Source organism: Lonepinella koalarum, assembly GCF_004565475.1.
Lineage (GTDB): Bacteria > Pseudomonadota > Gammaproteobacteria > Enterobacterales > Pasteurellaceae > Lonepinella > Lonepinella koalarum.
On sequence record NZ_SRHX01000003.1, the window covers coordinates 268,699 to 288,899 of the forward strand.

23 protein-coding genes and 1 tRNA gene are annotated in these 20,201 nt (G+C 36.7%); 20 read left to right on the plus strand and 4 right to left on the minus strand.

Going from position 1 to position 20,201, the window contains the following annotated elements:
• Positions 1-117: 117 nt before the first annotated feature.
• From E0709_RS05900 to grxD, 9 genes are all read left to right on the plus strand, one after another.
• The gene (locus tag E0709_RS05900) at positions 118-1,071 is read left to right on the plus strand and encodes an ABC transporter permease (protein WP_279387413.1); all 954 of its coding nucleotides are present in this window, start codon (positions 118-120) and stop codon (positions 1,069-1,071) included.
• 3 nt (positions 1,072-1,074) lie between these two features.
• On the plus strand, positions 1,075-2,031 hold the full coding sequence (locus tag E0709_RS05905; protein ID WP_132300620.1) for an iron chelate uptake ABC transporter family permease subunit: 957 nt from the start codon (positions 1,075-1,077) through the stop codon (positions 2,029-2,031).
• Between the two features lie 6 nt (positions 2,032-2,037).
• Positions 2,038-2,799 (plus strand): iron ABC transporter ATP-binding protein, encoded by a 762-nt coding sequence (locus E0709_RS05910; protein ID WP_132300618.1) that lies wholly within the window; start codon positions 2,038-2,040, stop codon positions 2,797-2,799.
• A gap of 35 nt (positions 2,800-2,834) precedes the next feature.
• Positions 2,835-3,746, plus strand: a complete 912-nt coding sequence (locus E0709_RS05915) for a siderophore ABC transporter substrate-binding protein (protein WP_132300616.1) — start codon at positions 2,835-2,837, stop codon at positions 3,744-3,746.
• A 365-nt stretch (positions 3,747-4,111) separates the two neighbouring features.
• Positions 4,112-5,194, plus strand: coding sequence for a porin OmpA (gene ompA, locus E0709_RS05920; protein WP_132300614.1), 1,083 nt, complete (start codon positions 4,112-4,114; stop codon positions 5,192-5,194).
• Between the two features lie 100 nt (positions 5,195-5,294).
• Entirely contained in the window at positions 5,295-5,876 is a 582-nt protein-coding gene (locus E0709_RS05925; protein WP_132300612.1) for a LemA family protein, read from the plus strand.
• A 66-nt stretch (positions 5,877-5,942) separates the two neighbouring features.
• Positions 5,943-6,383: a TPM domain-containing protein gene (locus E0709_RS05930; protein ID WP_132300610.1), complete on the plus strand. Its 441-nt coding sequence runs from the start codon at positions 5,943-5,945 to the stop codon at positions 6,381-6,383.
• Positions 6,376-7,143, plus strand: coding sequence for a TPM domain-containing protein (locus E0709_RS05935; protein ID WP_132300608.1), 768 nt, complete (start codon positions 6,376-6,378; stop codon positions 7,141-7,143). Before E0709_RS05930 ends, E0709_RS05935 begins: the two co-directional genes overlap by 8 nt.
• A gap of 105 nt (positions 7,144-7,248) precedes the next feature.
• Positions 7,249-7,575, plus strand: coding sequence for a Grx4 family monothiol glutaredoxin (gene grxD / locus E0709_RS05940; RefSeq protein ID WP_132300606.1), 327 nt, complete (start codon positions 7,249-7,251; stop codon positions 7,573-7,575).
• A 304-nt stretch (positions 7,576-7,879) separates the two neighbouring features.
• Here grxD and E0709_RS05945 read toward each other — a convergent pair.
• Both E0709_RS05945 and hldE read right to left on the minus strand, forming a co-directional pair.
• A tRNA-Val gene (locus tag E0709_RS05945) sits at positions 7,880-7,956 on the minus strand.
• A 94-nt stretch (positions 7,957-8,050) separates the two neighbouring features.
• Positions 8,051-9,481, minus strand: coding sequence for a bifunctional D-glycero-beta-D-manno-heptose-7-phosphate kinase/D-glycero-beta-D-manno-heptose 1-phosphate adenylyltransferase HldE (gene hldE, locus E0709_RS05950; protein WP_132300604.1), 1,431 nt, complete (start codon positions 9,479-9,481; stop codon positions 8,051-8,053).
• 125 nt (positions 9,482-9,606) lie between these two features.
• On the opposite strand from hldE, the gene E0709_RS05955 reads away from it, so the two are divergent.
• From E0709_RS05955 to E0709_RS05990, 8 genes are all read left to right on the plus strand, one after another.
• Positions 9,607-10,542, plus strand: a complete 936-nt coding sequence (locus tag E0709_RS05955; RefSeq protein WP_132300602.1) for a Kdo(2)-lipid IV(A) acyltransferase — start codon at positions 9,607-9,609, stop codon at positions 10,540-10,542.
• A gap of 81 nt (positions 10,543-10,623) precedes the next feature.
• Complete coding sequence (dapD, locus tag E0709_RS05960) at positions 10,624-11,451, plus strand: 2,3,4,5-tetrahydropyridine-2,6-dicarboxylate N-succinyltransferase (protein WP_132300600.1); 828 nt, start codon at positions 10,624-10,626, stop codon at positions 11,449-11,451.
• Positions 11,452-11,660: 209 nt separating this feature from the next.
• Positions 11,661-12,200: a histone H1 family protein gene (locus E0709_RS05965; RefSeq protein WP_132300598.1), complete on the plus strand. Its 540-nt coding sequence runs from the start codon at positions 11,661-11,663 to the stop codon at positions 12,198-12,200.
• Positions 12,201-12,311: 111 nt separating this feature from the next.
• The gene (ribH, locus tag E0709_RS05970) at positions 12,312-12,779 is read left to right on the plus strand and encodes a 6,7-dimethyl-8-ribityllumazine synthase (protein ID WP_132300596.1); all 468 of its coding nucleotides are present in this window, start codon (positions 12,312-12,314) and stop codon (positions 12,777-12,779) included.
• Positions 12,780-12,788: 9 nt separating this feature from the next.
• Positions 12,789-13,217, plus strand: coding sequence for a transcription antitermination factor NusB (nusB, locus tag E0709_RS05975; protein ID WP_132300594.1), 429 nt, complete (start codon positions 12,789-12,791; stop codon positions 13,215-13,217).
• A gap of 43 nt (positions 13,218-13,260) precedes the next feature.
• On the plus strand, positions 13,261-14,256 hold the full coding sequence (gene thiL / locus E0709_RS05980) for a thiamine-phosphate kinase (RefSeq protein ID WP_132300592.1): 996 nt from the start codon (positions 13,261-13,263) through the stop codon (positions 14,254-14,256).
• A gap of 2 nt (positions 14,257-14,258) precedes the next feature.
• Positions 14,259-14,774 (plus strand): phosphatidylglycerophosphatase A family protein, encoded by a 516-nt coding sequence (locus E0709_RS05985; protein ID WP_132300590.1) that lies wholly within the window; start codon positions 14,259-14,261, stop codon positions 14,772-14,774.
• A complete protein-coding gene (locus E0709_RS05990; protein ID WP_132300588.1) occupies positions 14,768-15,397 on the plus strand; it encodes a homoserine/threonine efflux transporter in 630 nt (209 codons plus the stop codon). The genes E0709_RS05985 and E0709_RS05990 overlap by 7 nt, the downstream gene beginning before the upstream one ends.
• Before the next feature lie 84 nt (positions 15,398-15,481).
• On the opposite strand, the gene matP is transcribed toward E0709_RS05990, so the two are convergent.
• On the minus strand, positions 15,482-15,928 hold the full coding sequence (gene matP / locus E0709_RS05995) for a macrodomain Ter protein MatP (protein WP_132300586.1): 447 nt from the start codon (positions 15,926-15,928) through the stop codon (positions 15,482-15,484).
• Positions 15,929-16,059: 131 nt separating this feature from the next.
• On the opposite strand from matP, the gene E0709_RS06000 reads away from it, so the two are divergent.
• Positions 16,060-17,826, plus strand: coding sequence for an AAA family ATPase (locus E0709_RS06000; RefSeq protein ID WP_132300584.1), 1,767 nt, complete (start codon positions 16,060-16,062; stop codon positions 17,824-17,826).
• Between the two features lie 124 nt (positions 17,827-17,950).
• The gene (gene fabA, locus E0709_RS06005) at positions 17,951-18,496 is read left to right on the plus strand and encodes a bifunctional 3-hydroxydecanoyl-ACP dehydratase/trans-2-decenoyl-ACP isomerase (RefSeq protein ID WP_132300582.1); all 546 of its coding nucleotides are present in this window, start codon (positions 17,951-17,953) and stop codon (positions 18,494-18,496) included.
• A 114-nt stretch (positions 18,497-18,610) separates the two neighbouring features.
• On the opposite strand, the gene E0709_RS06010 is transcribed toward fabA, so the two are convergent.
• Positions 18,611-19,186, minus strand: coding sequence for a TetR/AcrR family transcriptional regulator (locus E0709_RS06010; RefSeq protein WP_132300580.1), 576 nt, complete (start codon positions 19,184-19,186; stop codon positions 18,611-18,613).
• 182 nt (positions 19,187-19,368) lie between these two features.
• Between E0709_RS06010 and E0709_RS06015 the strand changes: the two genes are divergently transcribed.
• Positions 19,369-20,193: a DAPG hydrolase family protein gene (locus tag E0709_RS06015; RefSeq protein WP_132300578.1), complete on the plus strand. Its 825-nt coding sequence runs from the start codon at positions 19,369-19,371 to the stop codon at positions 20,191-20,193.
• Positions 20,194-20,201 lie beyond the last annotated feature (8 nt).

Consider the following 20,201-nt stretch of genomic DNA (forward strand, 5'->3'; position numbering starts at 1 on the left):
GTGCGGTACAAGTTTTAAAAGAATTTGTACCGTACTTTTATTTTGAAAAACATGTTTTCTATGCTATTCTTTAAGCATAATGATTCTCATTTGTTTGTGTTCTAGTTAGGATATAATTTGATTAAACGCCGTTACTTATTTTTGTTGGTTATTTTGCTTTCTGTGTTGTCCCTGTTTATCGGTGTTAGCACGGTAAATTTGACGGGTTTATTTGCCCTTGACGGTGAACAATGGGAAATTTTTGCCATTAGTCGTGTACCACGTTTGGTCAGCATTTTGATTGCGGGATCTGCGTTGAGTATTTGTGGTTTAGTTATGCAACAATTGAGTCGTAACCGTTTTGTTTCACCCACCACCGCAGGTACAATGGATAGTGCCAGATTAGGTATTTTAATTGCTATTTTACTTTTCCCATCCGCATCAATGTTAGTGAAAACAGGCATTGCTATTGCTGTTTCTTTTTTGGGAACATTGCTATTTATGAGCATTCTGTCTCGTCTCAAATTTAAAGACAGTATTTTTGTCCCTTTAGTGGGAATTATGTTTGGTAATATTATCAGCTCTATTACGGCATTTATTGCTTATAAAGAAGATCTGTTACAAAACCTTGCTGGCTGGCTGCAAGGGGATTTTTCATTGGTCATGGCTGGGCGTTATGAGATGCTGTATTTTAGCTTACCAGCGTTAATTATTGCTTATTTATTTGCCAATCGGTTTTCCATTGTCGGAATGGGCGAAGAATTTGCAACTAATCTTGGGTTGAATTATCAGCAGGTCCTGTATTTAGGGCTCGCTATTGTCGCGACAGTGTCTTCAATTATTATTGTTTCTGTCGGTGTCATTCCATTTTTAGGTTTGATCGTGCCAAATTTAGTTACCCTTTATTTAGGTGATAATTTGAAAAAGATTCTGTCACATACTGCGTTACTAGGAGCGGTATTTGTACTGTTTTGTGATATTTTAGGTCGCCTTGTGATTTTCCCTTACGAAATTTCTATCAATGCTGTTGTGGGTGTGTTTGGTAGCGCGATATTTCTGATTTTATTATTTAAACGTTATCAACAGGGTTAAAAGATGAAATCAATGCATCATCGAAAATTAATATTACTATGTAGTTTAACCCTTTTAGCTATATGTGCTTACCTTGGCTATAATTTGCCTAGTCGTTGGGAATATGCATTACATCATCGAGCATTGAGTGTGTTGGCTATTATGGCAACAGGAGCAGCGATTGCAGTCGCGACGATGATTTTCCAAGTGGTGGTGAATAACCGTATTTTAACACCAAGTGTATTGGGATTGGATTCGCTTTATTTGTTAATTCAAACATTAATTATCTTTTTATTCGGTTCAACTACGTTGTTATCGGTTGATCCTATTCTGTTATTTTTAGGTTCAACAGCCATCATGGTGATATTTGCTTTATTGCTTTATCATTTTTTATTTAAACAAGAACAACAAAATTTATTCTTTTTATTGTTGGTGGGGATTGTCTGCGGGACGTTTTTCCAAAGTTTAACCACTTTTATGGAAGTATTAATTGATCCCAACGAATTTCAAATTGCACAGGATATTGGTTTTGCCAGTTTTAACCGAATGAATTTAGATATTTTATGGTTAGCCATGGTCATTTTATTGGTCACCATTGTCGTGAGTATGCGGTATTGGCGTTATTTTGATGTATTGGCATTAGGACGTGAACAGGCAATTAATCTTGGTGTTTCATATCAAAAAATTATTCGACATTTACTGATTATTGTAGCTATTTTAACCTCAGTTTCTACCGCATTGGTGGGACCATTAACCTTTTTAGGGTTGTTAGTGATGAATGTCACTTTTGAATTTATGCCTACGTTTAAACATAAAATTCTAATTCCAACCGCTGTTTTAATGGCGATTATCACCTTGGTTATCGGGCAAGTATTGGTGTCTCAAGTATTTACCTTTAATACCACATTGAGTATTATTATCAACTTTGTCGGTGGGGTGTATTTTATTTATTTACTGTTGCGAACACAGAAAAAATGGTAGCAAGTTATGACAATTGAAATTCACAATATCAGTAAAAGCTATGGCAATAAAAAAGTAGTGGATAGTGTTTCGGTCAGCATTCCACAAGGAAAAATTACCTCATTTATTGGACCAAATGGTGCTGGCAAAAGTACCGTATTGGCGATCATGAGTCGTTTACTTTCGCCAGAACAAGGGGAGGTACGATTAAATAATATACCATTAAGTCAGCAAAAAAGTTGTGAAATTGCCAAACAGCTTTCTATTTTAAAGCAATCAAATCATATTAATTTACGTTTAACCGTGGAAGAATTAGTCGCATTTGGGCGTTTCCCTTATAGTAAAGGAAATTTAACTAAAAACGACCGCACTTTTATTGATAATGCCATTGGTTATATGAACTTGGATGCGTTCCGTCATCAATATATTGATCAACTCAGTGGTGGACAACGTCAACGTGCTTATATTGCCATGACGTTGGCACAGGATACGGATTATATTTTGCTGGATGAACCGTTGAATAATCTGGATATGAAACATTCGGTACAAATTATGCAGGTGTTACGTAAATTAGCCAGTGAACTGCAGAAAACCATTGTGATCGTTATTCATGATATTAATTTTGCATCCTGTTATTCTGATTATATTATTGCGATGAAAAATGGACGATTAGTGCAACAAGGTTCAGTTGATGAGATAATGCAAACACCAGTACTAGAGCAAATTTATGATATGTCGATTAATATTGAGCATATTCAACAGCAGAAAATTGCGGTTTATTTTAGATAAAATTTATATATTAACAGCACATAAAAGGAGACTTTATGAAAAATATATTTAAAAAACTTGCGTTAGGCTTACTTGTTGCTACTAGCGTAGTAAATTTTGCCAATGCCAAAGATATTGAGGTAGAAAATGCGGCAGGTAAGCAAATTGTGCCACAAAATCCACAAAAAGTAGTGGTACTAGATTTTGCTGCCCTTGATGTGATTCGTGAATTGGATGAAAAATCCACTATCGTTGGTACTGTAAAGGGTAAAATCCCTGCTTATTTAAATGAATTTCATGATGCTAAATATGCAGATATGGGAACATCGCCAGATCCTGCTTTTGAGAAAATTAATGAATTAAATCCGGATTTAATTATTGCATCACCACGTCAGAAAAGACTTATTGAGCGTTTAAAAGGTATTGCCCCAGTATTTATGCTAGAAAACGATTTTGCTCATTTTTACCCATCATTTCAAGCTAATATTTTAGCTATTGGTAAAATCTTTAATAAAGAAGAGCAAGCTAAACAAAAATTAGATGCATTAGACAAACGTATGTCTGCATTGGCAGAGAAAACTAAAGGTAAAACAGCATTAGTCGCCTTAGTGAATGAAAGTCGGATTAGTGCTTTTGGTGATCAATCTCGTTATGCGATGGTGTATCAAAATTTTGGTTTTACCCCGATTGATAGAGCGCTATCAGCGTCAATTCATGGTAACAGTGTAGGCTTTGAATATGTTGTAGAGAAAAATCCAGATTACCTATTAATCATTGATCGTACTGCGGCAGTGACAGATAAAGTTAATAACGCTCAACAGGTCTTAAATAATGCAATTATTAATAAAACACAAGCGGCACAAAATAATCATATTGTGTATTTAAATGCTGCTAACTGGTATTTAGCTTTTGGTGGCTTAGCGTCTATGGATGCTATGGTGACTGAAATAGAAAATGCAGTTAAATAATTGAAATTTATGAGAGAGCCTATGCAAAATCAATTTTATAAATTGTTTAGGCTAGATTGTATAAAAATGAATCAGATTAGGGGTGCTTTGTTTATTAATTGACCTGCTTGGTGAAAAATATTTGATTTTTGTATTTTTTCATTGGATAATAAGCACACTTTTGAAGTATTTCCTTAATCAACATTAAGGTAAATGAATGTATCAAAAGGATAGTAGGGCAGATTTGTTAACCCTAAAATAGGTATATTCGAAACCATAATATTATGGTGGAGATAATAAACAGTACATCTTTTTGTACTCGGAATTCAGCTGAGTCCAGCTGATATTTTTTGAAATTAGATGACTAAAATAAGAGGATCATCACAATGAAAAAAACAGTTATCGCATTAGCTATCGCTGGTTTAGCAGCAGCATCAGTTGCTCAAGCTGCTCCACAACAAAATACTTTCTATGCCGGTGCTAAAGCAGGTTGGGCGTCATTCCATGACGGTTATACTCAATACGAAGACGAAACTCAAGCATTCGGTACTAAGACAAATTCTGTAACTTACGGTGTATTTGGTGGTTACCAAATTCTTAACCAAGACAACTTAGGTTTAGCCGTTGAAATAGGTTACGATGATTTTGGTCGTGCAAAACTCCGTACTGATGGTGAAACTACAGCAAAACATACTAACCATGGTGCACATTTTAGCTTAAAACCAAGTGTTGACTTAGGTGTTCTTACTCCAGCATTATCTGGTTTAGATTTCTATGGTAAAGTAGGTGCTGCATTAATTCGTTCAGACTACAAAACATATGGGCAAGGTCAAACATTTAATAATGCGACTCGTGCACACAGCTTAAGAACTTCATTACTTTTAGGTGCGGGTGTTGAGTATGCAATTACACCTGAATTAGCAGCACGTATTGAATACACTTGGTTAAATAAAGTGGGTAAATTAGAAAATGTTGACGGTTCTCGTTATGATTATACACCAGAAATTCACTCTGTAACGGCTGGTTTATCTTATCGTTTCGGTCAAGGTGCAGCTCCAGTAGTAGCGCCTGAAGTGGTTAACAAAACTTTCACTTTAAATAGTGATGTGACTTTCGCATTCGCTAAAGCTACATTAAAACCTGAAGCAGCGGCAACTTTAGACGGCATCTATGGTGAAATTGCTCAAGTAGCAAATCCAGCAGTACAAGTAAATGGTTACGCTGACCGTATTGGTAAAGATTCTTACAACTTACCACTTTCACAACGTCGTGCTGAAACAGTAGCTAACTACTTAGTTTCTAAAGGTGTTGATGCTGGTTCCGTTACTGCAACTGGTTTCGGTTCAGCTAACCCTGTAACAGGCAACACTTGCGATGCAGTTAAAGGTCGTAAAGCATTAATCGCTTGTTTAGCACCAGATCGTCGTGTTGACGTTCAAGTTCAAGGTAACAAACAAGTTACTATGTAATTTAGATTTATCTAATTACGAGATATAATAAATAAAGACTAAAAGACCTAAACTAAGTTTAGGTCTTTTTTATATATTTTTATATAAATAAGGAATAATTATGAAAAAATGGTTGCTAATTATCCTAATTGCGGTAATTGCAGGTTTCACTTTGATGTCAAGTTATAATGGCTTAGTGAAAGCAGAAGAAGAAATTGATTCAGTTTGGGCAAATGTTGAATCACAATACCAACGTCGTGCTGATATGATCCCAAATCTGGTAAATACCGTAAAAGGTCAAGCTAATTTTGAAAAAGAAACGTTAACTAGCGTCATTGAAGCCCGGGCTAGAGCCACACAAGTGAAAATTGATCCAAGTAATATGACAGAAGAAAATCTTGCGCAATTCCAACAAAATCAAGATTCTGTAGGTTCTGCATTATCTCGTTTACTTGTTTCGGTAGAAAAATATCCAGAACTAAAAGCTCATGAAGGGTTTATGAATTTGCAAGCTCAGTTAGAAGGTACTGAAAATCGCATTAACAAAGCTCGTAATGACTTTAATGCTGCTGCAAAAGTTTATAATCAAAAAGTACGCCAATTTCCAACTAAGTTTGCTGCAATGATTTTTGGTTTTAAAGATAAACCGTATTTCAAATCAACTGCGGGTGCGGAAAATGCACCAACGGTTAATTTTAATTAATATTAAAGTAAGGGCGAGCCAATGTGTTCGCCTGATATGATTTCATTTTATAACAGATTAATCATTATGCCCCTATTTTCCCGAATTCCATTTGATAAGAAACAAATTGAAAATGCAATCGCTGAGTTAGAAAAACAGACATCGGCAGAATTACGAGTATATATTGAACGTCATTTGCCTAAAAATACCGAAAATTTAGACCGCGCTTTAACCATATTTAATCAACTGGAAATGCACAAAACGGTAGCACGTAATGCCGTACTTATTTATATTGCACATAAAGATCAACAATGTTTTATCCTCGGCGATCAAGGGATTCACCAATTTGTTGGTGATGAATTTTGGCACAAACAATGTCAGTCTATGATTAGTTATTTTAAAGAAAAGCAATATACAATTGGCATTGTATCGGTAATTGAGCAAATAGGTGAAGAATTATCTATCCATTTTCCAATTCAACCGGATGATGCGAATGAGTTACCAAATGAGGTGATAATTAATGACTAGCTTATTAAAAAATATGGTATTTTTTATCATTTTTTTCACCAGTTTTTTAGTCAAAGCAACGGATTTGCCAGATGCACCGAATCCATTTCGCTATGTGAATGATTACACCAATACCTTGTCGGAACAGGAAAAGCAGTATTTTGAAAATAAACTTTACCAATATGGTAAAGAAACGAGCTCTCAAATTGCTTTGGTCATTATTCCTACCACCGGTGATGAAGAAATTGCACAATACACGGCACAATTAGGCGATAAATGGGGAATAGGTCGCAAACAATTAAATAACGGTGTTTTGTTGTTAGTGGCTAAAGATGATCGAAAAATTTTTATTGCCACAGGACAAGGCTTGCAAGGTGTTTTACCAGATGCTTTTTTATCCCAAGTGATTCGCCAAGGGATTTTACCTTATTTTAGACAAGGTCAGTATGCACAAGGACTCAATAACGGTTTAGAGCATATTATTGCTGCCAGTAAAGGTGAATATGCAGCTCAAGTAGAGGAAGAAGATCTAATGGATCAAATCGCACCTTTTATCATGGTAGTAATATTTGTCCTATTTGTGTTATTTGGCGAAATAAGTTGGCGCAGAAAACCATATATTAGTCCAACCACCAATCATAATTTACAAAATGCAGCGATTATTGCAGCATCTGTTTTAAATAGTCGTCGCCGTGGTGGTCGTGGTGGCGGGGGTTTTGGTTCAGGAGGTGGCTTTGGAGGTGGCGGTTTTGATGGCGGTGGAGCTGGGGGAAGTTGGTAATCTTTGTATAGTTGATAAAATTAATCAGCTTTTACACAAAGTTAAAAACTTATGCTAAAATACCCAATATTTTTTCAATACGGAATTTATTATTAAGGAAACCTTATGGAAACGTTAGACAAAATCAAAAAGCAAATTGCAGAAAACCCAATTTTAATTTACATGAAAGGCTCTCCCAAATTACCATCTTGTGGCTTTTCAGCTCGAGCAGTAGAAGCATTAATTAATTGCCAAGTGCCTTTTGGTTATGTAGATATTTTACAGCATGCGGATGTGCGAGCAGAGTTACCAAAATATGCGAATTGGCCAACTTTCCCTCAGCTATGGGTTGAGGGTGAATTGATTGGTGGTTGCGATATCGTGTTGGAAATGTATCAAACGGGCGAGTTACAAACTTTGTTAAAAGATGTAGCTGAACGCCACCCTGAATAAGAGTTAATGAGCCTGTAGAAAATTTGAATTTCTGTTAGATTTATTATAAAGTTATATATTGTGGCATAGTAAACAAAATAGCTGATTGTAATTATTAACTATAATTACAATCAGCTATTTTTTTAATGTCCTTTACACCTCAATTCAAGAACGTACTACTAAAAAAGTAGTTATTAACGTATCAAAACGGATAACAAAGAATGGCAATGAATGAAAGTAAAAATTGATATTTTAATAAAATCAATTAGTTAGTTTGTCAAAACGAAATAAAAAAACGCTGTGCGAAAGACAGCGTTTTATAAAATGGTGCGACTAGCTGGACTCGAACCAGTGACCCCCACCATGTCAAGGTGGTGCTCTAACCAACTGAGCTATAGTCGCATTTTATGAAACAAAGTGATGTTTTAAAGTGCGGTTATCATATAGAAAGTTTTGTGGAAAAACAAGCGATTTTCTCACCGCACTTTTTAATTGGTTAATCTTTCAACGCTTGGATTTTTTGGATCACGTTGCTGGTGGAGCAGCCGTTTTCAAAGTTTAGCACTTGCACATCGCCGCCGTTCGCCCAGACTTCTTTTGCCCCTGCGATGTCTTCAGGTTTATAATCGCCGCCTTTGACTAATAAATCGGGCAAAATTTCAGCGATTAAACGTTGTGGCGTTTCTTCATCAAAGGCGACTAACCAATCCACAGATGATAATCCGGCAAGTACCGCCATACGACTGTTAAGATCGTTAATTGGGCGTGTTTCACCTTTTAGGCGTTTGACTGAATTATCGGTGTTAACCGCCACGATTAAACGATCACCGAGTTTTCTGGCGTTTTCTAAATAAGAAACGTGTCCGGGGTGTAGGATATCAAAGCAACCATTAGTCATGACGATTTTTTCGCCCCGATCTTTGGCTAATTGCACCGCAGTTTTGAGTTCGCTTTCGCTCATAATGCCAAAGCCTGCAGATGTGCGTCCGTGAATGGCATTTTCTAATTCTACTGTAGAAACTGTAGATGTTCCGAGTTTTCCAACCACAATACCAGCGGAAATATTGGCTAAATAACAAGATTCTTCAAAAGAACGTCCATCTGCTAGTGCAGTAGCAAGAACACTGATTACGGTGTCACCAGCACCCGTAACATCAAACACTTCTTTAGCTACTGTTGGTAGATGATACGCCGGTTGAGCAGGACGTAATAATGTCATACCTTTTTCAGAGCGAGTGACTAAAAGTGCGGTTAAATTAATATCGGAAATCAGTTTTAACCCTTTTTCTATAATCTCTTCTTCGCTATCACATTTACCCACAACTGCTTCAAATTCCGACATATTGGGGGTTAATAAAGTGGCGCCACGATAGCGTTCAAAATCGGTACCTTTGGGATCGATTAATACAGGAACATTGCATTGGCGTGCGATTTGAATCATTTTTTGTACCTGAGCTAGGGTACCTTTACCATAGTCTGAAAGAATCAAAGCACCGACATTTTTCACCGTACTTGCTAATTTTGCTAATAAGTCGTCTGTTGGAGCTTGATGAAAGTCTTCTTCAAAATCAAGGCGTAATAGTTGTTGATGACGGGAAAGAATGCGTAATTTGGTAATGGTTGGATGGGTATCTAATTTAACAAAATTACAATTGATTTTTTGTTGTTCTAATAAATGGGTTAAAGCAGAGCCTGTTTCATCATTGCCAATCAAGCCCAATAATTCAACGGGGACATTCAGAGAGGCAATATTCATGGCGACGTTAGCTGCACCGCCAGCTCGTTCTTCATTTTCTTGTACACGAACAACCGGAACAGGTGCTTCAGGTGATATACGATTAGTGGCTCCAAACCAATAACGGTCTAGCATGACGTCACCCAGCACTAATACTTTAGCATTTGGGAATTGTGCAGAAAATTGATTCATAAAAGATGTCCTAATATTATAGAATAAAATATTTTGCTGATTTTACCACAGCACAAAAGACTTTGGCTTAAAATTTCGATGAAATTCAGTTAAACTATAGGAAGTTTATTTATTCGGATTACATTATGTCTCAAAATCATCTCCCTCAATTTCAAAAAGCCTTTCTTCACCCTAAACATTGGGGATTTTGGTTGGGATTGGGTATTTATTGGTTAATTTTATGCTTGCCATATCCTATTTTAGTGAAAATGGGGCGTGGATTAGGTTGGTTGTTTGGGCGTTTAGGTGTGGGAAAACGCCGTGCAGCCATCGCTCGGCGAAATTTAGAATTGGCGTTTCCTGAACGCCCTGAACAGTGGCGAGAAAAGGTGTTACAAGCCAATATGCAAAACGTGGGAATGGCATTGCTAGAAACAGGCATGGCATGGTTTTGGTCAGATAAACGCATTAAAAAATGGTCAAAAATAGAAGGGCTTGAACATCTAAAAGACAATGCCAAAGACGGGATTATTTTAGTAGGTGTGCATTTTTTAACCTTAGAATTAGGGGCAAGAATTATTGGGTTATATCACCCTGGGGTGGGGGTTTATCGCCCAAATGACAAGCCGTTAATGGATTGGCTACAAACTTGGGGGCGTTTGCGATCCAATAAACATATGTTAAATCGCAAAGATTTGCGTGGCATGCTCAAAGCCTTACGCCAAGGAGAAACAATTTGGTATGCTCCCGATCATGATTATGGGAGAAAAAGTGCGGTGTTTATTCCGTTTTTTGCTGTGCAAGATGCCGCAACTACCACGGGATCTTATTATTTACTCAAAGCATCGCCAAAGAGTAAAGTCATTCCATTTGCTCCGTTACGCAATAAGGATAATTCAGGTTATACGATAATTATTTCTTCCCCAGTGGACTTTACTGATGTGACCACGGAAAGGGATGTTGCGATTCGGATGAATAGCATTGTGGAAACGGAGATTCTTAAAGGCGTTGATCAGTATATGTGGTTGCATCGCCGATTTAAAACCGAACAAGATGGTGATGACGGCAAAAAATATCGTTAATTAACGATGAATTTTGCCTGAAATTATGGTAAAACTAGCCGATTATTATTTTTTTATATAGACAAAAAGGAAAGAAAATTTATGTCAAATTTACAATCAATCATTGAAAATGCGTTTGAAAAACGTGCGGAGATTACACCAAAAACCGTTGATGTAGAGACTCGTTCTGCTATTGAACAAGTTATTGACGGATTAGATAAGGGAATTTATCGTGTTGCGGAAAAAATTAACGGTGAATGGGTGACACATCAGTGGTTAAAAAAGGCGGTGTTACTTTCATTTCGGATTAATGATAACAGCGTGATCGATGGTGCTGAAACCAAATATTACGACAAAGTGGCATTAAAATTTGCGGATTATACGGAAGATCGTTTTGCTCAAGAAGGTTTTCGTGTGGTACCGTCTGCAACTGTGCGTAAAGGGGCCTATATTGCTAAAAATTGTGTGTTAATGCCATCTTATGTGAATATTGGTGCTTATGTGGGCGAAGGGACTATGGTGGATACTTGGGCGACCGTGGGTTCTTGTGCTCAAATTGGTAAAAATGTACATCTTTCCGGTGGTGTAGGGATTGGAGGTGTATTAGAGCCGTTGCAAGCGAATCCAACTATTATTGGGGATAACTGTTTTATCGGCGCAAGATCCGAAGTCGTGGAAGGTGTGATCGTAGAAGATGGTTGTGTGATTTCTATGGGCGTATTTATTGGTCAATCAACGCGTATTTATGATCGTGAAACTGGTGAAATTCACTACGGTCGTGTACCGGCTGGTTCTGTGGTCGTGTCTGGTAGTTTACCGTCAAAATGCGGTAAATATAGTCTTTATTGTGCGGTGATCGTGAAAAAAGTTGATGCAAAAACCTTAGGTAAAGTTGGCATTAACGAATTACTGCGTGCTATTGAAGAATAATTTTATTGATAAAAATTGATTAATTAAAAGAGTTAAGGGAACTTTGGTCTAATTTTTTAGTCAGAAATTGGAGCGTTTGATTTCATTCTATGAAATTAATTGTAAGGTTATTGTAAAAATTTTTGCATTTTACAATAAAATTGTTCAAAATAAGCAACTATCGGCAAGGTCGATATTGATTAAACATAAACTTATTTAGGGAAACTACAATGAAAAAATCATTATTAGCAACATTAGTATTAGGTTCAGTATTCGCATTAGCAGCTTGCGATCAAGCATCAAAAGATCAAATGTCTGCTAAAGTAGAAGAAGCGAAAACTAGCGTTGTTGAAGCTAAAGATGCAACTGTTGAAGCAGCTAAAGATGTTAAAGACGCAGTAGTAGAAAAAGCAACTGAGGCTAAAGATAAAATGGTCGAAATGAAAGATGCAGCAGCTGATAAAATGTCAGAAATAAAAGATTCTGCGTCAGATAAAACGTCTGAGGTGAACGAAGCTGCATCAGATAAAGCGGCTGAAATAAAAGAATCAGCTACAGAGATGAAAGATACAGCAGCTGATAAAGTGGCTGAGGTGAATGAATCTGCATCAGATAAAGCAGCTGAAATAAAAGAATCAGCTACAGAGATGAAAGATACAGCAGCTGATAACATGGCTGAAATGAACGAAGAGGCAAAAGAAAAAGCAGCAGCTGCAGCGGATGCCGTTTCTGATAAAGCCGAAGATGTTAAAGAAGCAGTAGAAAAATAATTTATAATCAACTAATTTAAAAGGAAGCCGAAAGGTTTCCTTTTTCATTATCAATTAATCAATTATGTGCTAGAATCAGCATTAATATATATTTATTAATAAGGAAAAAAAATGCAAATATTAGAAGGTGTATTAGCTGCGCCAAATACCAAAATTGCTGTGGTAGTTGCTCGTTTTAATCATTTTATTAATGATAGTTTAGTGGACGGTGCTATTGATGCATTGAAACGTATTGGTCAAGTGAAAGATGAAAATATTACCTTGGTTAAAGTGCCGGGGGCTTATGAATTACCTTTAGCGGTTCGCCGTTTAGCAAATAGTAAAAAATATGATGGTATCGTAGCATTAGGTACAGTGATTCGTGGTGGCACGGCACATTTTGAATATGTAGCAGGTGAGGCAAGTAGTGGTATTGGTCAAGTGTCGCTTGATGCGGATATTCCCGTGGCATTTGGGGTGTTAACCACCGAAAATATTGATCAAGCAATTGAACGTGCGGGTACTAAAGCAGGTAATAAAGGTGCAGAAGCAGCTTTAGTAGTGCTGGAGATGATCAACTTATTAAACCAAATTAGTTAAGGCATTGTCATGACTGAACAAGTTAAAAAGCCATCCGCCCGTCGCCGTGCCAGAGAATGTGCGGTACAAGCCTTATATTCTTGGGCGATTTCGCGTAATGAGGCAGCGGAAGTTGAATTAGCTTTTGTGACAGAACAAGATCTAAAAGGTGTGGATGTAGCGTATTTCCGTAAATTGTTTCGCCAAACGGTGGATAACTTGGATGCGGTAGATAGTACACTGACTCCCTTTTTAGACCGCACTTCGGAAGAGCTCACCCCGATTGAAAAAGCGATTTTGCGTTTAGCCACTTATGAGTTGAAATATGAACTTGATGTCCCTTATAAAGTGGTGATTAATGAAGCTATTGAAGTAGCAAAAACCTTTGGCGCGGATGATAGTCATAAATATGTCAATGGGGTATTAGATAAAGTCTCACCGTCTTTAGGACGCAGATAATATAAGAAAGTGGGTTTTACCCACTCTTTTATTAGATAAAATAATGGCAAAAACAGAATTTGATCTCATAGATACTTTTTTCACTCAACAACAAGTCCAACGCGCGGATGTTAATTTAAACATTGGTGATGATTGTGCCTTAACGTCTGTTTTATCAGGAAAATTCCTAGCGACTACCACTGATACGATGGTGGAAAATTCCCATTTTTATCCGAATATTGATCCCCGAGATTTGGGCTATAAAGCTATTGCAACAAATTTAAGCGATCTCGCTGCCATGGGAGCAGAACCTGCATGGGTTTCTTTGGCATTGACCTTGCCGAAATCAGATGAGAATTGGTTACACGCCTTTAGTCAAGGCATGTTTGAATTACTTAATGAACATCATGTTGCCTTAATCGGTGGTGATACTACCAGTGGTACCGTACCGTCGATTACCATTACCGCTCAAGGATTTGTTGAAAAAAATACCGCACTTCGACGCGATCAAGCAAAAGTCGGGGATTGGATTTATGTTTCCGGTACGTTGGGTGATGGTTTAGCGGGATTTTATTTAATCTCCGACTTGTATCAAGGTAAAAAAAGCGCGGTGAATTTTGATGAAGAATGGTTAATTCAACGTAATTTTCGCCCAACTCCGAGAATATCGCTCGGTATCACTTTAGCTAAATATCAATTATCGCATTGTGCTCTGGATCTTTCTGATGGATTAGTAGGCGATCTTGGTCATATTTTACAGCGTAGTGGGGTAAGTGCGGTGTTAAATTTGCAAGATTTACCTTGTTCAGCTGCGCTAGTAAATTTATATGGGCGACAACAGGCAGAACAGTTTGCTTTGCAAGGTGGGGAAGATTATGAACTTTGTTTTACTGTTCCAAATCACAAAAAGGCATTATTGGATCAATATTTAGCCCCATTAAAGGTGCCTTATACCTGTATTGGTCGTATTGTAGAAAAAAATCCACAGCAAAATATTATTTATCAACGACAAGGAAAAATGGTAGATTTACAGATCTCTAGTTTTGAACATTTTAAATAACCATGACAGATGTAACACAATGCCCATTACAACACTTACGCTTAACCAATCCAACGCATTTGCTTGCGGTTGGCTTTGGTTCTGGTTTAATTCATCCTGCACCCGGTACATGGGGGAGTTTGGCTGGATTATTTATTGGCATTTTCTTCATGCAAATCGTGCCATTAAAAGTATTTATGATTTTCACCGCAGTTTGCTTTCTGATAGGCTGTTATTTATGCCAAAAAACCGCCAATGATATGGGCGTACATGATCATGGTTCCATTGTTTGGGATGAATTTGTCGGCATTTGGATTGTGCAAATCGGCATGGTCGGATTTCTACTAGAACATTTGATTTTAGGCAATGTGGTGGCATTCGGGTTATTTCGTCTATTTGATATTTGGAAGCCTTTTCCAATTAGATATTTTGATAGAAAATTAGAAAATGGTTTTGGCATCATGATTGATGACGTGCTAGCATCATTGTATGCGGTATTAGTTTATTTTATTTTTTCTATTGGAGTGTCATTATGCTAAATTTAATCATTATTCACTTTTTCGGTTTATTAAGTCCCGGTCCCGATTTTTTTTACGTGAGTCGAATGGCGGTCAGTAATTCCAGACGGAATACGATTTGTGGTATTTTGGGTATTACCATGGGTGTGGCTATTTGGGCGGCCGCGGCTATATTAGGTCTGGCTATTTTATTTAAAACCATGCCAGTTTTGCATGGTGTCATCATGTTACTCGGCGGTGGATATTTAGGCTATCTTGGTTTAAAAATGGTAAAAAACCGTAGCAATGCCGTGTTTACAGAACTTACTGAACAAGAACTCAACCAAAAAACGAGCATTAAAGCAGAAATTATCAAAGGGTTGTTAGTAAATCTCTCTAATGCTAAAGCGGTGATTTTTTTTGCTAGTGTGATGTCTTTGGTATTTGTGAATATTACTGAAACTTGGCAAATGATGGTTGCCTTTTTAATCATTTTATTTGAAACGTTCAGTTATTTTTATGTAGTATCCCTACTTTTCTCCCGTCCTTTTGCCAGACGCTTTTATAGCCAATACAGCCGTTATATTGATAATGTTTCTGGCGTGATCTTTTTAGCCTTTGGTAGCTATTTGGTATATAGTGGATTACAAGAGATCGCTATTTAATTCTAATAAAATTATTATCTTAATCAAAGTATCAAAACAAAATAATCATTCAATCTTGGCTCAAGGCGAATTTAATGTTCGCCTTTATTTGAGTAAATCTTTCAAGCTAGCTTTCATAACGGACATTTTATTTTGATACAGTGCTTTACTTTCCCGTTCATCAATCATATAAGTAATAGTTTGTGATAAGGTCATACCGAGCTTACGAGAATATTTGGATAAACGTTGCCAGACAGCATATTCCAAATCAATGGATTTTTTTTTGGTATGTTGTTTTTCCGCATTGAAAAAACGTTTACGTCTGGCTCGAATAGCTTGATCGAGTTTAATCACCAGCGCTTCAGACAAATGAGCAGTAATCCAAGCATTAATTTGCTCAGGCTGATTTTTACAGGCAATCAAGGCTTTTACTTTATCTTCCACTAAACTTTTTTCTTGATAACGCGTAATATTTTCTCCTTCTCTATGTTTTTTGCTGAGATAAAGCCATTTCCATTGCGTTTCTTGATTTTCAAGCTTTTGATATTTCATAATATTTATTTAATTAGTGACGTGGTAACTGAAATAATATACCTGTATTCATTTTTTTTCTAGTAGATTTTTTGAATTTTAAGGAAATGTGAGATAATACGCTATTATTCTATTTTAGCAGAGAAAATAACGTGGATTTATCCGAACAAAAATTAGATTGGACAGCTTTACAACCACATTTAGCTCAATTACCGGTAGAAACTCAAAAGGTGAGTTTTTTAGATTTACAATGGCGAGCTTGCTCGGCTATAGCGCAATTTTTGAAAAATTCGCACCGCAGTTTGTTGGTGTTAAAAGCAGACGATCAAAGCGAATATGCAAGTGAGGTGGAAAATTGGGTGAAATTACAACAAGCACCTTTACAGGTATCGGGCGTACAATATGTGGTGGAGCAAGGGGATAGTTTTTCCTTTGCGCAAATTCATATTGAGCCAGCGCAATCAGTGCAGGATAACTTTGCAGCGAAAAAAACAGTAGCGACTGCTCTTTATTTTGATCAATCAAGTTTGTTTGGATCTATTCGCATACATCCGATGTCCCATGATATTCAGTTGAATGCGGGCTTAGTACATCAACTCAATAATGGGGTATTAATTTTAAGCGTTAACCAACTATTAACGCATTTTGATTGTTGGGAACGCTTAAAACATGTTCTGGTGACAAAGCAATTTGACTGGTATTCGGCACATCCGTTTAAAGCCTTGCCGTGCGAAATTCCGAGTTATCCATTAAATGTAAAGGTACTTTTATTAGGCAATAGAGAAGAATTAGCCACCTTGAATGAACTCGTACCAGATCTTTATCATCTGGCAGATTATAGCGAAATTGAAAGTTATATTGCTGTCGGAAAAGAGCCGCAACAACAAGCATGGCAACAGTATGTGCAATCTTTTGCATGGCAACATCAATTTCCACATTTGACCCAAGATGGTTTAGATAAATTATATCAATGGTTGGTACGAGAAAGTGAAAGCCGAGTTTTAATTAATAGTTCGCCGTTAATTTTAACGCAGATTTTAAGTGGAGTAAGCCTGTTAAGCAACAATAAAGACGAGATAAGTGCGGTAGATGTTGAGCAATACTTTCAACAAAAATTGGTTCAGCAGGGCTTTTTACGTGAGCAGGCGTATGCAGATATTTTTTATCATCAAGTGTATATTGAAACTGATCATGAAGCCGTTGGACAAATTAATGGCTTGTCTGTAGTGGAATTTACAGGGATGCCAATGTCTTTTGGTGAGCCGTCTCGGATTAGTTGTATCGTACAATTTGGCGATGGCGAGATTGTGGATATTGAAAGAAAAAGCGAACTAGCTGGCAATGTGCATGGTAAAGGTATGATGATTGCACAAAATTGCCTTGCAAATATTTTAGATCTGCCATCTCAATTACCTTTTTCAGCCTCTTTAGTGTTTGAGCAATCTTATGGTGAAATTGATGGCGACAGTGCTTCTTTAGCGGCATTTTTAGTGTTAGCAAGTGCGTTGTCTGATTTACCGGTTCCACAATCTATTGCAGTGACGGGATCTATCGATCAATTTGGTTTAGTCCATTCCATAGGTGGTGTGAATGATAAAATTGAAGGTTTTTTTGCTATTTGTCAGAGCAGAGGATTAACCGGAAAGCAGGGTGTGATTATTCCGCAATCTTGTTTATATCAGCTTTCTTTGACGGATGATGTGGTCACTGCGGTGAAAAATAATCAATTTTTTATTTGGACGGTAAATGATGTGTTTGAAGCTTGTGAAATTTTATTTGATCGTCCTTTAGTGGTTGATGAACAAACTGACAAAGCAGAAAAAGTGACTATTGCGCAGTTAATTGCTAAACGTATTGAGCAGTATGCAGAACAGCATCATTCCATACCATTTTGGTTAAAATGGTTTGCTAAAAAATAACTGCTCGGAACTGTTTAGCGAACAGGTGTTAGCTATATCTTTTTAAATTAAACTCTGTTAATATAGTGTTAATTCAGTAAGTTCACTGAAAAATATCCTATGATTTACTTTTAAAGAGAAAAAAATGACTAACACCTGTACACCAAAAACAATCCCAGAAAGAAAAAATTCTTATAATTATGAAGACTTATTAGCCTCTGGACGTGGTGAATTATTTGGCGAAAAAGGTCCGCAACTTCCAGCCCCAACTATGCTGATGATGGATCGAGTGATTGAAATGAACGAAACTGGCGGTTTGTTTGGCAAAGGCTATGTGGAAGCCGAATTGGATATTAAGCCAGATTTATTTTTCTTTGGTTGCCATTTTATCGGCGATCCAGTGATGCCCGGCTGTTTAGGTTTAGATGCGATGTGGCAATTAGTCGGTTTTTATCTTGGTTGGATCGGTGGTGAAGGCAAAGGTCGTGCTTTAGGCGTTGGCGAAGTGAAATTTACCGGTCAAGTGTTACCGACTAATAAAAAAGTGACCTATAAAATTCATTTCAAACGTGTGATTAATCGTAAATTAATTATGGGCGTGGCTGACGGTGAAGTGTTGGTTGACGGTCGAGTGATTTATACGGCAACAGATTTAAAAGTCGGATTATTTCAGGATACATCAACTTTCTAATTGTGATATTGGTTTTGATAAGCTCAAGGGTTATTACCTTGAGCTTTTTATTGGTCCACTCCGAATGACGTACGAGATAAGAGTAATAACAAAACATAATCTAAGTTTTTTTTACTACACTCGTATTAACTGCAAAATTTGTTCCCAATCTTTCCATACTTGCACTACATTATGTTCTAGACCTCTTTGTAAATGATATTTCCATGTCGAAAACAGCATTGTAGCAAAGATTTCCGCCTGAAAATCCCAATCCTTGGATTTTCCATAGTGTTGTTGTGCGAGCGTGATAAAAGTTTTTTTACTCATTTGCTGCATATCTGCATACAGATGATGACGTGGTGTTTTTATTTTCCACAATGCAAGTATCAATTCTCGTTTTGCGAAAACTTTATCATGCAAGGTTTGTAAGTCTTGCAATGGATTGCTCATTTGCTCACGCTTATTAAGAAATTCTGAGTAAAATGTTTTAAACTCGGCAATCATTTTTCCAGCCAAACCACTTTTGCCTGCATAGTATTTGTAAAAGGTATTATTGCTTATCAAAGCCGTTTCGGTAATTTCTTGTACAGTAATTTTTTCATATTCTTTTTGTCCTAATAGTTCAATAAAAGCTGTTTGGATGGCTTTATGCGTTTTTTGTATGCGTAGATCAATTGTAGTAGAACTAGAAGATGGTTGTTTTTGGTTCATTGTCGTCCCATGTTTCTAAAAAAATCTAATGATTCTATCAAAATAAATAAGTATTTTATTATTATTCATATAAATATTTATATAAATTGAACTAAATCAACAGTATTCATCACGATAGTAATTTTTTATAATCTATACTGTCAATATCATTTGACTCAATTATTTTAATTTTAGGAGTTTTTATGCAAGACATTAACCGTATTGTCCCAATGTATGACGGGGCAGAGAAAAAACCTTATTATAAATACCTACTTATGCCGATTGAACAACCTCCTCAAGGTGCAGAATTTTTTAAAAATCTGGTAAAAAAAGAGAGTGGTTTAGAATTTGCAGATCGACAAAAAATGCAAACCGAAGGATTAGATACCATCTCGGATGGTGTATATATTCAAAATGATGGTGGGATTTTAATTGCCGCGAATGTCCCTGCACCAGATCTTACACCTGAAACATTGAATTGGTGGTTTGCATGGCATTTCTTAGACCCGCTACGTTACGCAATTTGGGATCCTAATGATCATTTTGATACTATTATTAGTGAAAAAGAAAGACAAAGATTATTAGATCAGACAATTCCATACCGTGAACGCCCTTGGGGTATGAATAATTCGGTAAAAGAATCAATGAACGGTGAGGAACCAATGGATTTAAATATCTACTTTAAACGTCCTAGTGATATTGGCTTTTCTGACCAAGTCAATGATAGTACTTGTACCGCATTTTTCTGTGGTTCTGCAATGCAAGATTTCGGTACTTTCAAAGCACCTTTGACAATTGCCTTAGTATTGGTCCGAGATGAAAAAAATGCTAGCTATGTCATTAAAGAAAGATTTTGGTTGGGTTATGGGATAAATGACGAAGGTATTGGTTACACACAGTTTCCTACAGAATGGTTAGAACCATTTGCCGAGAAATTCCAATCTTTAGCATTACATTGTCATAAAGAATATAGACATTTGAATAAAATTTTACCATCTGTCTATAAAGAAAATAAAGATAATTGGTAAGGTTAAGA